The sequence below is a fragment of the Escherichia sp. E2748 genome, assembly GCF_005781125.1.
Taxonomy (GTDB): Bacteria; Pseudomonadota; Gammaproteobacteria; order Enterobacterales; family Enterobacteriaceae; genus Escherichia.
In genome coordinates this window covers 1-13,296 of record NZ_VATP01000041.1, presented here as the reverse complement: position 1 = coordinate 13,296, position 13,296 = coordinate 1, and the positions used below count along the sequence as shown (strand labels likewise).

At 47.6% G+C, this 13,296-nt stretch carries 11 protein-coding genes and 2 pseudogenes; 5 read left to right on the top strand and 8 right to left on the bottom strand.

Annotated features, from left to right (window positions below; all coding sequences use genetic code 11):
• Positions 1–36: 36 nt before the first annotated feature.
• Positions 37–930 carry a LysR family transcriptional regulator gene (locus FEK42_RS21810; protein ID WP_135406649.1) on the bottom strand — a complete coding sequence of 298 codons (894 nt, stop codon included), beginning with the start codon at positions 928–930 and terminating at the stop codon, positions 37–39.
• A gap of 148 nt (positions 931–1,078) precedes the next feature.
• On the opposite strand from FEK42_RS21810, the gene FEK42_RS21805 reads away from it, so the two are divergent.
• The 3 genes from FEK42_RS21805 to FEK42_RS21795 all read left to right on the top strand — a co-directional run bounded on the left by FEK42_RS21805 (position 1,079) and on the right by FEK42_RS21795 (position 2,664).
• Positions 1,079–1,861 (top strand): SDR family oxidoreductase, encoded by a 783-nt coding sequence (locus FEK42_RS21805; protein WP_138211970.1) that lies wholly within the window; start codon positions 1,079–1,081, stop codon positions 1,859–1,861.
• 125 nt (positions 1,862–1,986) lie between these two features.
• Entirely contained in the window at positions 1,987–2,238 is a 252-nt protein-coding gene (locus FEK42_RS21800) for a DUF1471 domain-containing protein (protein WP_135492813.1), read from the top strand.
• Positions 2,239–2,295: 57 nt separating this feature from the next.
• Positions 2,296–2,664 (top strand): helix-turn-helix domain-containing protein, encoded by a 369-nt coding sequence (locus tag FEK42_RS21795; protein ID WP_135492643.1) that lies wholly within the window; start codon positions 2,296–2,298, stop codon positions 2,662–2,664.
• A gap of 272 nt (positions 2,665–2,936) precedes the next feature.
• Here FEK42_RS21795 and FEK42_RS21790 read toward each other — a convergent pair.
• The 6 genes and pseudogenes from FEK42_RS21790 to FEK42_RS21770 all read right to left on the bottom strand — a co-directional run.
• A pseudogene (locus FEK42_RS21790) lies at positions 2,937–6,062 on the bottom strand (autotransporter outer membrane beta-barrel domain-containing protein); the annotation flags it as partial.
• 168 nt (positions 6,063–6,230) lie between these two features.
• Positions 6,231–7,376: pseudogene (locus FEK42_RS23235) on the bottom strand (AIDA repeat-containing protein); the annotation flags it as partial.
• A gap of 34 nt (positions 7,377–7,410) precedes the next feature.
• Complete coding sequence (locus FEK42_RS21785) at positions 7,411–8,631, bottom strand: autotransporter strand-loop-strand O-heptosyltransferase (protein WP_135492641.1); 1,221 nt, start codon at positions 8,629–8,631, stop codon at positions 7,411–7,413.
• 320 nt (positions 8,632–8,951) lie between these two features.
• Positions 8,952–9,569 carry a LuxR C-terminal-related transcriptional regulator gene (locus tag FEK42_RS21780; protein ID WP_138211969.1) on the bottom strand — a complete coding sequence of 206 codons (618 nt, stop codon included), beginning with the start codon at positions 9,567–9,569 and terminating at the stop codon, positions 8,952–8,954.
• Positions 9,566–10,030 (bottom strand): CaiF/GrlA family transcriptional regulator, encoded by a 465-nt coding sequence (locus FEK42_RS21775; RefSeq protein WP_135492639.1) that lies wholly within the window; start codon positions 10,028–10,030, stop codon positions 9,566–9,568. Before FEK42_RS21775 ends, FEK42_RS21780 begins: the two co-directional genes overlap by 4 nt.
• 366 nt (positions 10,031–10,396) lie before the next feature.
• Complete coding sequence (locus FEK42_RS21770) at positions 10,397–11,059, bottom strand: tyrosine-type DNA invertase (protein ID WP_135410724.1); 663 nt, start codon at positions 11,057–11,059, stop codon at positions 10,397–10,399.
• 150 nt (positions 11,060–11,209) lie between these two features.
• On the opposite strand from FEK42_RS21770, the gene FEK42_RS21765 reads away from it, so the two are divergent.
• Positions 11,210–12,052 (top strand): helix-turn-helix transcriptional regulator, encoded by an 843-nt coding sequence (locus FEK42_RS21765; protein ID WP_135492638.1) that lies wholly within the window; start codon positions 11,210–11,212, stop codon positions 12,050–12,052.
• On the opposite strand, the gene FEK42_RS21760 is transcribed toward FEK42_RS21765, so the two are convergent.
• Positions 12,049–12,600: a tyrosine-type recombinase/integrase gene (locus tag FEK42_RS21760; RefSeq protein WP_130219595.1), complete on the bottom strand. Its 552-nt coding sequence runs from the start codon at positions 12,598–12,600 to the stop codon at positions 12,049–12,051. The two genes, FEK42_RS21765 and FEK42_RS21760, sit on opposite strands and share 4 nt — an antisense overlap.
• A gap of 595 nt (positions 12,601–13,195) precedes the next feature.
• Between FEK42_RS21760 and FEK42_RS23120 the strand changes: the two genes are divergently transcribed.
• Positions 13,196–13,296 (top strand): hypothetical protein (locus FEK42_RS23120; RefSeq protein WP_240730995.1); only part of this gene is annotated, 101 nt, incomplete at its 3' end.

Here is a 13,296-nt window from a genome sequence, read left to right as displayed (position 1 = left end):
ATGCCCGCGCAAGGCCCACAGCAAAATGTGGACACGTTATTCCGCGTAGCGAAGTGCATCAATCAACAGCGCAAAAGCAGGCGGATGCTGCTTACGGCTGGGATAGTAAAGGTAATATCCGGGAAAAGTTGGACACCACTCCTGTAAAACCTGAATAAGCTCGCCTGACGTTACATAATCCTGAATCGCGTCTTCGGGAACACAGGCGATACCAAATCCTGATAATGCGGCATCAATTCTTTCTGGCAGCAGATTAAACGTCAGTTGCCCATCAACTCTGACCCGTAACGGTTTCCCTTCGCGTTCAAACTCCCAGTGATAAAGTCCACCGGCAGTTGGCAGACGCATATTGATGCAGCGATGATTTTGTAGTTCGTGAGGCGTTTCAGGCGCAGGGTTTGCAGCAAAATACGCCGGCGATCCCACCATGGCCATCCGCATATCCGGCCCAATTCGCACTGCAATCATATCCTTATCCACACTTTCACCCAGCCGTATCCCGGCATCAAAGCGGCCTTCAACAATATCGACAAAACCGTTATCCACCACCAGTTCGACATTGATTTCGGGATATTCCCTGAGGAACGGTTTTAGCTTCGGCCAGACCAGACTGCGCGCAGCATGTTCCCCGGCTGATAAACGAATATTCCCGGTGGGCGTGCCATTCAGTTGGATAAGTGATTCCAGCTCGCGCTCAAGCTCATCTATACGTGGCTCAAGACAGGCAATTATTCTCTCCCCTGCTTCCGTGGGAGCCACGCTACGGGTAGTTCGGGTTAAGAGACGGATATTTAACCTTTCCTCCAGTGCCTTCATTGCATGGCTAAGTGCAGACTGAGAGACGCCGAGTTTGCTCGCTGCTTTGGTAAAACTTCGCTCTCTTGCCACCACAAGAAAGATTTGCAGTTCGTTGAAGTTTTCTTTAAGCATTGACGATTTCCTTGTAGAAGCATTCCCTTCAGAGCGCATTCATGAAGGGCGTTCATAGACATAATCATTTTAGCCTCATTACTGGCAATAATGATAATTGATATTCTGGCTGTATCAAAAATAAGGCCGAATTATCAGAAGGTTTATCATGAAAATACTCGTTGCTGGCGCAACAGGAAGCATTGGTATTCATGTTGTGAATACTGCTATTGCAATGGGCCATCAGCCAGTGGCTCTGATCAGGAATCGGCGGAAAATCAAGTTACTCCCTCCTGGAACAGATATTTTCTATGGCGATGTTTCAATACCTGAAACACTCACCGATTTACCGAAAGATATTGATGCCATCATTTTTACACTCGGCTCCGATGGTCAGGGACGTATTGGTGCCAGAGCGATAGATTACGGCGGTGTACGTAACATTTTGCGAATATTCATGGATACACCTGTTCGCATCGCCCTGATGACAACGATTGGCGTTACTGAGCGGCTCAGTAGCTGGAATCAACGTACTGAAGTTCATGACTGGAAAAGACGATCTGAACGCCTGGTCAGAGCCAGCGGGCATATCTACACTATCGTCAGACCCGGCTGGTTTGATTACAACAATGATGATGAGCACAGAATCGTCATGCTTCAGGGGGATAGGCGCCATGCGGGAACGCCAGAAGATGGTGTTATCTCCCGGGAACAAATCGCCCGGGTACTGGTAACGGCCTTGAGCAATGATGCGGCTAAAAATAAAACGTTCGAACTGGTCGCAGAGCGAGGAGAAGCACAGCAGGATCTCACTCCTCTGTTTGCAGAGCTGCAGAGTGATAATCCCCAAAAAAATGATGGGGTTTTCGATGTAGACAATATGCCCCTTACTGAAGAACCTGAGTGCGTTATTAACGACCTGAATCTGTATTCGAAAAATTCAAAAATCTGACAGCGTTGCCATATGACAGTCAGTCTTATGACAGCTTAGAACTGTATATTTACAGATCAAGAAGGAGGAAGCTCCTTCTGATATTTGTCAACTTCCAAATATATCGTTTAAAACAGGTATCAGATATGAAAGCACTACTAATTACTACATTATTCATGGGATTCGTTTCGGTAAATACTGCATCTGCTGCTGAGGAGATTCGTCATGCAAATGGCAAAGAAAAGATTGGTGTAGTCTCAGCCAGTAATGCTCTGACGCTTGATGAATTATCGAATGCGCTTTCTCGTAAAGCTGATGCTCAAGGAGCAACATCATTCAAAATTCTGTCAACCACGGGGAATAACCGATTGCACGGGGTTGCTGAAATCTATAAGTAAGTAATTAGCATTTTTGAACAATATATGTCACAGCCCTCTTATAGTTAGCGTCGTCTTATGTCCAGAACAGAAGATATTATCGATGAGGTAACTCAATGGATTGATTCAAACATACATAAACCGCTGAAGATAGACGATGTTGCTACGCGGGCTGGATATTCTAAGTGGCATCTTCAGCGGATTTTTGTACAGATAAAAAAAGTTAGCCTTGGGAAATATATTAAAGATAAAAAACTTAGTCTTGCAGCTAAAGATCTTGTCGAGACTAATGAGTCTGTGATGAGCATCGCCTATAAATATGGGTTCGATTCACAACAGACCTTTACTCGGATTTTCTCTAAAAAATACAAATTGTCACCATTAAAATATAGAAACACCGAAAGGATAAAAAACATTAACATTTTAAATAATTTCACACTTACGTAGTATCACTTAAATGGTAATTTATTCTGCATCGAGAGATGAATACCTTTTGAGCCAGTAGTTTTAATGGACATGGAAACCTGTTTACCCTTGTTGTATCCCCTCAGATATTACATTGACCATCTGGCTTAGCTTCATTGTCCACACAGTTTGCATCGCTACAGGCCGTGAAATTTTTTTACGAATTCTGGCAGCAAGTATCTAAACGCGGGCGGAAGCCTTTTAACTTCCGCCCGCAGCGCATGGTTTAATCCCTGCTCTGTTCAGGACACGTCTCAGAAATTAAAACGGAACCCGACACTGCCCGTGACCGGAGACTCGGTATGCTTACCGTTTTCATAACGAGCCTCAGCCCAGACGCCAGCATTTGGGGTCAGTTGCGAGCTGACACCCAATCCGTATTTCCCGGTCGTCCCGGAGATGTCGTTCCTGAAGTCGTAGGTGTCATTGATACGGACTTTGTTGTTGTCCGAAAATTCATGATTCACCGCCGCCGACAGGTACGGCTTGACCTCTTTTCCTGCAACGTCCAGGGTCATCCCCAGCTTCACGCCAGCCTCAGCCTGCAGAGATTTGGTTGCGCCGATATTGGCTTTCATACCGTTATTCAGGCTGATATCTTTCACTTCCGCCCTGAATGCCGTTGTCCGCACGTATGGCTGCGCCCATGCATTCTCATTCAGACTGAAGGTTCTGCCCGCTTCGAGACTACCGCCGAAACCGTTCTGGCTGTAATCCCCTTTCACCGCCGTACCGTCACTCATCCAGGTACGCAGCTCATTATCAAAGCGGTTGTATTTCAGCACACCGTCCACGTAGTAGCCGTCATTATCAAACCAGGTGGCATACAGACCACCACCGGTACTGTCGACCTTACTCTTTCCTCCACGGGCATGCTTAATGCTGTTGTCGCTGTAAGAGAAGAAGGCACCTACAGCTAAACTGCTCTCACCCAGGTCAAAGACCTTGTCGGCGCCGGTTTCGAAACCGTTCTGGGTCAGGGTATAGCCCGAGCTGGCCCCGCCGCTGATGCGGTTATCTGACCCTGTATAACGGCCCCATACTCCGCCTGGTGCACGGGTATTCTGCATCACATCGCCATGACGGAAACGCAGATTATCCAGTTCGCTGTTGAAAACGTATGCCGGTGCTGTCGCCATACCCAGTAACGCGTCGGCTGATTTTGTTGTCCGACGCACCGGAGACGACACACCTGCATCCGGTTTACCTGTGCCTGGGTTACCAGCATCCGGGTTGTTACCAGCATCTGGGCTAGTCGGCGGAGTCACCGGAGGCGGAGTGTCAGCCTTCAGATACCAGTTGGTATTTTCCTTGCTCAGGCCGTATTCCCAGGTACCGGCATCGACTTTCCCGCCTTTCAGGGTAAACGCGGCATCACCGCCACCAGTCTGCACTACCTGAAGCGGTGCACCTGCAGATACTGGCTCCAGACCGGTGTTTTTGATATCCAGCACAAAGTTACCGCTGGCATTGCCCGCGACATTCAGCATATCTCCGGTATGTGATGCGATATCAGTGTTCATCCGGAACGTCCCGCTACCCGACAGGCTCCCGAGCGCCAGCGACACCGACTGGAAGGCTGTCGTCAGACGCGTGGTTGCTGACGGACGGAAATCAACGGTCCCGTTATCCAGCGTTAATGCGCCAACAGTGGAGTCACCATCGAGATGCCAGACAGAAGCACCTTTAACCGCCATATCACCTGCACCGGTGCTGTCTCCCGCAACATTCCCCGTCAGGATGGCCCCGTTATCCAGCGTCAGGGTGGTGCCTGACTGTGCCGTCACATTAGCGTTCGCCTTAAGGGCATCCATCGTCATGGCCCCGCCACTCTGAAGGACAATCCCACCGTCCTGAGACAACAGGCCGCTGAAACGGGTGCTACCGCCTTCCTGCGTCAAGGTACCGGTCCCCGTCAGGGTTCCTGCGAAAGTCGCAGCACTGTTGTTGAGGAAATACAGGTTGCCTTCGTTTGTGACTACGTCACCGACCAACGTCCCTTTATCAGTCAGGGTGGTGGTGCCGTAGAGCACACCGCCGCTGCGGACATCCAGCGTACCGTCACTGCCAACCATCGTATCGCTGGCCTGATGACCGTCAAACACCGTCAGGTATCCGCCGTTTTCCAGCAGCATATTGACTGCACTGCCGCCAGCGATACTGAAGCTGCCGTTATCGTTAGTACCACTCACGGCTGCACTGGTATTGGTGACGACAGCCCCGCCACTGTTCTGGGTAACTTTAGATGCTGAGCCACCGGCCTCCACCTGTAGCATGCCGCCGCTTGTGATAGTCGTTTCTGTGACATTACCGTCGATGTAAACATGCTGACGTCCACCACTGTTAACGATTGTGTCAGTGGCACTGCCGCCACTGGAGACGTACTGGCGTCCGCCGTTGTTAACAGTAGTTTTCGTGGCATTTCCGCCGTAGAGATACTGCCCCCCACCGGAATTAATTGTAGTGTTAGTGGTACTGCCGCCGCTGGAGATAAACTGGCGCCCAGTATTGTTAATTACGGTGTCCGTGGCACTGCCGCCGATACGGACATACTGGCGACCGCCGCTATTAATAGAAGTAGCAATGGCGATACCGCCTTTGGAGACAAACTGACGCCCACCGTCATTAACAGAAGCGTTCAACGCATTGCCGCCGCTGTAGACATATTGGCTCCCTCCGTTGTTAACGAGGGTGCTCGTGGCAACACCGCCACCGGAGACAGCCTGGACACCACCACTGTTAAGGGTAGTGCTCGTGGCACTGCCGCCTGAATTGATATTCTCGCGGCCACCGTTATTAACAATGGTACCCGTAACACTACCGCCGCTGGAGACATGCAGTAAGCCATTGCTGTTAATGGTTGTGTCAGTAGCGCTGCCCTCGACTATCACATCTCCACCACTGTTAATAGTGGTATCTTTGGCCTGATGCCCGTTGAGTACAGCGAGAGAACCACCATTTTCAAGCAACATATTGCTGGTACTTCCGCCGGCAATACTGAAGCTGCCATTCTGGTTCATTCCGTCTATAACAGCGCTTGTATTGGTCACGATCGCCCCACCGCTGTTCTGGATAACCAGCGAGGCAGAACCACCGGCACTCACCTGCAGCACACCGCCGCTGTGGACCGTGGTACTGGTGGCACTACCACCAGAATTTACAATCTGAACCCCACCACTGTTGATGGTGGTATCTTGTGCTTTTCCGTTCGAACCTACATACAGACTCCCACTATCATTGATGGTAGTCTGCGTCAGTACAGATTCTTTCAACGCTCCAGCAACACTTACCCGCCCACCACTGTTGATGGTGGTGTTAGTAGCAGAGCCTCCGGAGTCCAAGTTCATCACACCACTGTTGATAGTGGTACCGGTAGCAGTTGCAGCTTTATAACCGGCATAATTTTCGCCCTTGATGTCAAGGCGACCACCATTTTGGATGACCGTGTCAATAAAGCTGGGAGCTTTATTGCCAGCGAAACCTGTCGCCCAGCCCCCATCAACGATGGTATTGGTCACGACGGAATCGGCATGTGCATTTAGCTTCCCGCCACTGTTAACAGTGGCACCGGATACATCCCCTGATGTATGTAGCGAGCCACCACTGTTAACAGTGGTATTGATTGCGGTAGCTCCGGCATAGACAACCTGCATACCACCATTTACAACGGTGTCTGTTGCTGTGCCGCCCGCATCGACAAACTCCCTGCCCTCATTAAGTATGGTGCCAATGGAATCGCCCCCCCTGGAGATTTTCTGCTCCCCGCCGTTAATAGTGGTGTTCGTGGCACTACCGCCATTCTCGATAAACAGACTCCCTCCGCTGTTGAGGGTGGTTTCTTTAGCCTGATGTCCATTTAATACCCTGAGATATCCGCCGTTCTCCAGTAACATATTGCTGGCACTGCCTGCGGCAATACTGAAACCACCATTCTGGTTCGTTCCGTTCATACTGGCGCTGGTATTGGTCTGGATAATACCGCCACTGCTTTGGGATAAATTTGAGACAGAAGCCCCCCCAAATACCACAATAGTCCCGCCACTATTGAGTGTGATGTTATCGGCATTGCCACCGTTATCTACATTCTGTACTCCACCGCTGTTAATGGTGATGTCCGCAGCACTTCCGCCGTAATGAACAGTCTGTTGCCCACCATTGTTAATGATGGTGTTCGTGGCAATGCCTCCACTAGAGACATACTGATTTCCACCGTTGCCAATAGTTGTGCTGGTTGCATTACCGCTTACACGCTGGGCGCCACCACCGTCAATAGTTGTATTCGTGGCGCTGCCACCGCTCTCGACCATCTGAGTTCCTTTACTGTTAATGATGGTGTTCGTGGCACTTCCACCGCGGAGGTGTTGGTACCCATAGTTAATTGTGGTACTCGTGGCACTGCCTCCGCTGGAGACATAAAGAGATCCTGGGTTCCTGCTGCCGTAGTTAATAGTCGTGCTCGTAACACTAGCTCCGCTGGAGACATGCAGGATACCACCGTTTATTGTGGTATTCGTTGCCGTGTCGCCCGGACGCAAGTACGCGTTATCCACCACTGTCATATTGTCATAGGCTGCAGCCAGCGCGGGTGCTGACGGCATAAGCAAACCGGCAATCAGCCCTGCCAGCACGGTACGCTTGATTTGCCGGGGACGCCGGCCTCCTTTACGGGTCAGTTCTGAAGTGACCACCCACATCCCGGTGGATTCATTCCAGACAGTGTTATAAACCTTATTCATTGCTTACTCCTTTCTCCAGAGTGTCCTCAACACCCTGCTCAGTTAAAGAACGGTGAAGTTTATTGATGACGCCCTTGACCTGGGCGCCGGTTATCAGCCGGGTACATTCAAATTGCCGGTCAGTATTCTTATGTCTCGGGCACCACAAAAAATCGTGGTGGTCAAAATTCAGCGATGTATCGTCCCAGCATCCATAACAGCCATGGGAGTTGAATACCCGCCACGGGGTATAAAATTCGCTGTTGGGCAGGCTGAAGCCACTTATCAGCACCACCGGAATACGGGTAGCCCAGGCCAGCCATGACAGACCGCTTGGCAGGCCGATGAAGAAACTGGCATGCCGCAGCAGGTTCACCCTCTCCTGCAGCGGTAGCTTGCCGGTAAAGTCTTCGGCTCCCCACGGGATGTGATTCCAGACAAAGCCCTGGCCATAGTGGGCGTCCCGGTCAATGCACAGCACCCGGTAACCCAGTGATTTCAGGTGTGCGATAACCTCACTCCAGCCGGTGCCGTTGTTCCAGTATTTCGCCTGACAGGTGGACTGTGTGGCGATGCACACATAAGGCTCCTGGATAATCCGGGGGGCAGACAGGTCAAGCCGGACGGGGGCTTCACGCGGGTCAACGCCCAGAATGTAGCCCGCAGAGCGGTGGAAACCGACCTTGCGGAAATCCACCGGCTGATTGTTTGTATCGCCACCGAAATAAAGCCCCACGCGATAGGTGGCATAAGGCGCCACCGTGCGCGGCTTATCCGGCGTGGAAAACTGTATCTGCGGATACTGAGGCGCCAGCAGATCAATAATGTCCTGCGCCATCGTGCATTCCAGACGGCACTTATGCAGGGACTGGAAGCGTTCCGTATAAGGAAACCAGCCGAGCAAATCGCCCAGCGTCCCGGTCGGGAATGAAATCAGTACAGGCCGGTCTTTTAATTTCAGGGTTTCATCCAGCAGAGGCGTTTCTTCCCCCTGACGGAATACCTGAATACGAAAGCGCACGAAATATTTCTTACTGCTGGTTACCCAGCCTTTATCCACATCGCAGCAGAAAAGAATATTTTCTGAATCCGCATCCAGCAGACGCACGTGCCATTTCCCTTCAGGAAGCAATACACGTGCACCATCATTAAAATCATAAAAAATATTTTCAGGCCCTACCTGCGTTGGCGTATCAGGCGGAGGGATAAAAAATGTATTCTTCAGCGTTGACATATTTTCACCTTCAAAAATATATAAGCGTTGAAAGCACGATGAGTACGCTAACAATATAACTGAGTTGTCTTTCTTATAATGAGCAATACCCATCGCTCAGTTATGATATTCTTCTGTGATAGCAGAGATGAGTTCACATATGACATTCTCACGATGTCACACCTCGCGCATTCCATTATAGTTAAAACGACTTTAGTCGTTGCCGATGAAATGCTCTCTGCATTACTTCCGGCTACGCGCAGGAGTTAGTTTACAGTTTACGTGCAGAAAGACTTATCAATTTCGGAAGTGTATCCGGTCAGTACGTACCGTTACAGCGCTTACAAAAACGCCCTGTTCATAATCCATGCAATATCATTCCGGTTTCTCAAACCGATTTTAAATATCGCCTTTTGTCGGTAGTAACACACATTGCTGTAATGTATTTCCATGCGTTTTGCAATATCACTTACAGTTTCCCCACTAAGAAGTGCATTTATCACATGTCGCTCATTAGCACTTAAACGCTGAAATTTATACCCACTACTTATATAGCGAGAAGGCACGGCCAGAATGCGCAGAAAAATATTTTTCAATTGATGAAAGCTTTGTGACGGAGAAATCCAGGTAAAAGGATATCTGATATTATTCTGCCCTCCCTGATGGCCAATTAAAATGCATGGAGTCCCTCTCAGTTCGTGGCGTTCAGAATAAAGGACTGACAGATTCCACAAAAACCACAGCGCCCTCACAGTCACTGATGACTCATGGCAGGTGAGATCTACCACAATGACACGCTGTTTCCCGGGGAGGTGTCTGTCAGACAGAATATGCGACACAATCTGCTCCGGTGTTTCCACGGAAATAACCTGAACAGCATGTTGCCCGGCACTTTCCATCACTGCAAAAAGCCCGAGGCGGGTGTACTGACACTGACTCATCAAAAATATCTGTTTCATCCGTATTCTGTCAGCTCCAGAGGAGCCTGTTCATTCTGTTTTCTCGATACCATCCACTGACGTAGTTTCTGAAATTTTGTCTGTGGCCTGAGTGACTGCTTTGCTGCGGGGGCAACAGGTTCCAACAGAACATCCAGTTCTGCCCCTGAACTTGCCGGGATTTCCTGCGGATCCTGTATATCCAGGATCCGCAGAGCGCGTCTTCGTCCCGTTGTCGGTTCGTTCTGTATGAAGCGCCTGCTGCGGATATGGTTTCGTCCCTCGTGCTCAATGTAATACAGAATATTTTTTGCTGTTCTCTGGGGTATATGAAACTCCCGGCTGACCGCCTCAACTGTCAGTAACCTGCCGGTTCGCATCCCCCAGAAGGTCACGATGATATACAGTGGTCGAGCCTGCATGTCCTGAACACACTCAGGACAGAAAAAATGTCTCTTTATTCGTCTGCGTCTCTCAGGCATACCCGCCACCTGAATATCTCTCCGTCAGAAGTATGAATTAAGAAGCACTGACATCCCTCCCCCCAATAATGACAACAGACATCTGTTGCCGCTTGTGTCGGGTTATCAGTGCTGAGTAACGCGCAATACAGGTGCACAAGAAGAGGATCTGTTGTTGTCAAAATGACCCATTTTGACAACATTGGATTAAAAAACTAAATTTTTGTTTTTACCTGGTTTTATTTTCTTAGTTATGTGATGTTTTTGGCTATTTATACTATTGATGGAGTTTTGGAAAATTTAGAAAACTGACAGACATCAATGCCATATTGTTACAGAAAGGAATTGATACGGGGGTTTTATTGATTTAAATCAAATGATCTTTAATTAATTGTTGTTTGCATAACATGTGTTTTTTAACATTTGCAACCGCAATACAGGCAGTTTACAGTTTGGGTCAAAAAGTTGCTTTTTCGCCCTTTTTGACGGCTTCCATAACCGTTCAAAGCGGGCCGAATTTGAAGCTGTATAAATCACCGTATGCCGGATATTCCGGTGTCCCAGGTAATCCTGAATCAGGCGTGTATCGATGCCGTTATCAGCCAACGCGTAACCACACCCATGTCTCAGCATATGTGGATGGACAGCAACAGCCAGCCCGGCATTTCTTCCTGCTTCAGCCAGCAAGTTATAAAATCGTTGACGGGTAAGCGGACGCCCTGATCTGGAAATAAACAGCCAGTCCCTCTCTTCTTCTGTTGTAGTTAATTTCATAGTTTCCCGGGCTTTGAGCCAGTTCCTGATACATTGTACTTCTTCAGTCAGTAAGGGATGCACGGTGCTGAAGCCGTTTTTCAGGCGCTGGACGCACAGTTTTCGGGACTCGAGCTCAAGGTCAGCAAGACGTAACGAAAGCATTTCGCTGACCCTGAGTCCGTGGATAAAGGCAAGAAGTATCATGCAGGCATCACGTTCCGGGTGGCGCCCCTTCAGCACCGCCTGTAGCAAAAGGCTGACTTCATGGTGAGTAAGAAATTTTCGGGAAGACATTAATGGCTCCGGTCAGATGAAACAGAGCATTCAAGAGTGACACGATGACCCCATCAGGCTATGGCTAAACGTGCTAAAGTCAGGAAAGCAGAATAAAACACCGATTGCTCTTAAGAACAGTCAACTGGCATGGACCCACAGGTATAGCAAATGAATTTAATCCAGCAACTGGCGGGAATTATCGAAGGGAATCTGAACAGCTCACTGTCAGTAAAAGTTCTTGCTGAACGTTCAGGCTATTCAGAACGCTGGTTGTACAAACTGTTTCAGGATGTAACGGGGATCAGTGTGGCGCAATACATACGTCGCAGAAAACTAACACTTGCCGCTTTACTTTTGCGTCATACCAGTCGCCGGATAACAGATATATCACTAATGTATGAGTTCAGTTCGCCCCAGGCTTTTTCCCGTGCTTTCAGGCAACAGTTCAAGGTGTCACCAGTACAGTATCGCAATGCGGATGCCTGGGATATGCAGTATGCCCAGCCCGTATTGTACAGAACCACACCGTGCACAAAATTCAGAATGATTGAGATAGCTGAGGGCAATCATCCTTCTGTTCCAAACCTTAAAATGCCTGTGAATCTGGGAATGGACTTTATCCATACCCAGAGCGGCGATCATTTTATTTATAACCGTAACCTTTTTCAGTCCATAGTATCAATTTATGATCCTGTTAATGAAATGTCTGATTTTATGATTTCAGGTGAAATGATACCCTCCAGAGAAACAGATTCTGAATTAATTTATACTTTTAAAGAAATAAACAGTTTTTCCCTGCCAGAGACGCTTCTTCCTGATGGTTTATATGCCAGCCAGGAATTTACTGGGACATACAAAGAGATTTTTGATTTTCATATATATGATGCCATGGGGGCGCTGTGTATTAATAAATGTGTTTTAAAAAGAGGACCTATATATACACTATTTCACAGAACAGATAATAAAAATATTATGGATATGCAATTCCTCACTCCTTGCGTAAAAATTTAACTGCGCCAGACCCGATGAAAACGACCTGGATTACTGGCCGTATACAGTACAGTATGATGAATGTTCCTGTGACCCAGATAATCCTGAATCAGACGGGTATCCAGTCCCTGATTAGCAAGAGCATAACCACAGGCATGACGCAACATGTGCGGATGAACCTTAATTCTCAGACCCGCACGCTGACTATATCGTGCGCAGAGTTTATAAATCCATTGTCTGGAAATTTTTTTTCCATGGCTTGACAGAAAAAGATAATCATCCTGACTACCTTTAGCGTATCTTTTTCTAATCAGGAACCAGCGTTGCAATAATTCTATTGTTTCTGGCTGTAATGGATGTGAAGTTGATAATCCATTTTTCAGACGCCTAATAAAAACAATTTTTTCAGTCATATCAAGATCTCCTAGTCTAAGGTCTATCAACTCACTGACGCGAAGTCCATGAATGTAAGTTATATGTAGCAATGCTTTATCACGGATTTCATTTCGCGTACCCGTTATAGCATTAAAGAAAAGCGCCCATTCGCTGCTGGTGATGTATTTACGCATATTTCCTCCTGTCAGAGTTATACCTGAATTTTACACTATTAATTAAAAGGAAGACTTATCAGTTTCGGAAGTTGGCGTGTAAACGGTCCCCAACGCCGTATTGACGTTATCTTACCTGGCCTTCAAAGATAATAAGTGAACGTCCATATGACACGTAGGGTAAAAATCAGCTTACATCCAGGGCAACAACTCCTTCACGCAGTTACCTATATCGTAGTATTACTGCCGAAATAACAACTTACCCCACTAACAATGTTGGCGGGGATTCTCGTAATTATCTCTTTTTTATTCGATAATCTTTAAAAACGCCCCAAAAAAAATTAACCACTAACTAATAATGATATTTTATTGGCTAATTTTTACGTGATAATAACGGCAGGTAAAAAAACACATTAAAATAACACTAAAAAGATCGAAATTATCATTAGTATATTGACCATCCTTTTGTTTTTACTTAAAAAAACATAATGCAATTATTGTCAAAAACCAAACAAGATTAGGATTTTGTTATTTAAAACCCAGACCATTGAGCTTGCTTACTTTATCGATAAATCCTACTTTTTTATTGCGATCCAATCATTTTAAGGAGTTTGAAATGGATAAGAAGCAAGTAACGGATTTAAGGTCGGAACTACTCGATTCACGTTTTGGTACAAAATCTATTTCCACCATCGCTGAATCTAAACATTTTCCGCT

Coding starts and splice junctions, on each gene's coding strand:
- FEK42_RS21800 (WP_135492813.1), top strand. CDS start 1,987: ATGAAAGCACTACTAATTACTACATTATTCATGGGATTCGTTTCGGTA.
- FEK42_RS21785 (WP_135492641.1), bottom strand. CDS start 8,631: ATGTCAACGCTGAAGAATACATTTTTTATCCCTCCGCCTGATACGCCA.
- FEK42_RS21775 (WP_135492639.1), bottom strand. CDS start 10,030: ATGCCTGAGAGACGCAGACGAATAAAGAGACATTTTTTCTGTCCTGAG.
- FEK42_RS21795 (WP_135492643.1), top strand. CDS start 2,296: ATGTCCAGAACAGAAGATATTATCGATGAGGTAACTCAATGGATTGAT.
- FEK42_RS21780 (WP_138211969.1), bottom strand. CDS start 9,569: ATGAAACAGATATTTTTGATGAGTCAGTGTCAGTACACCCGCCTCGGG.
- FEK42_RS21760 (WP_130219595.1), bottom strand. CDS start 12,600: ATGCGTAAATACATCACCAGCAGCGAATGGGCGCTTTTCTTTAATGCT.
- FEK42_RS21805 (WP_138211970.1), top strand. CDS start 1,079: ATGAAAATACTCGTTGCTGGCGCAACAGGAAGCATTGGTATTCATGTT.
- FEK42_RS21810 (WP_135406649.1), bottom strand. CDS start 930: ATGCTTAAAGAAAACTTCAACGAACTGCAAATCTTTCTTGTGGTGGCA.
- FEK42_RS21765 (WP_135492638.1), top strand. CDS start 11,210: ATGAATTTAATCCAGCAACTGGCGGGAATTATCGAAGGGAATCTGAAC.
- FEK42_RS21770 (WP_135410724.1), bottom strand. CDS start 11,059: ATGTCTTCCCGAAAATTTCTTACTCACCATGAAGTCAGCCTTTTGCTA.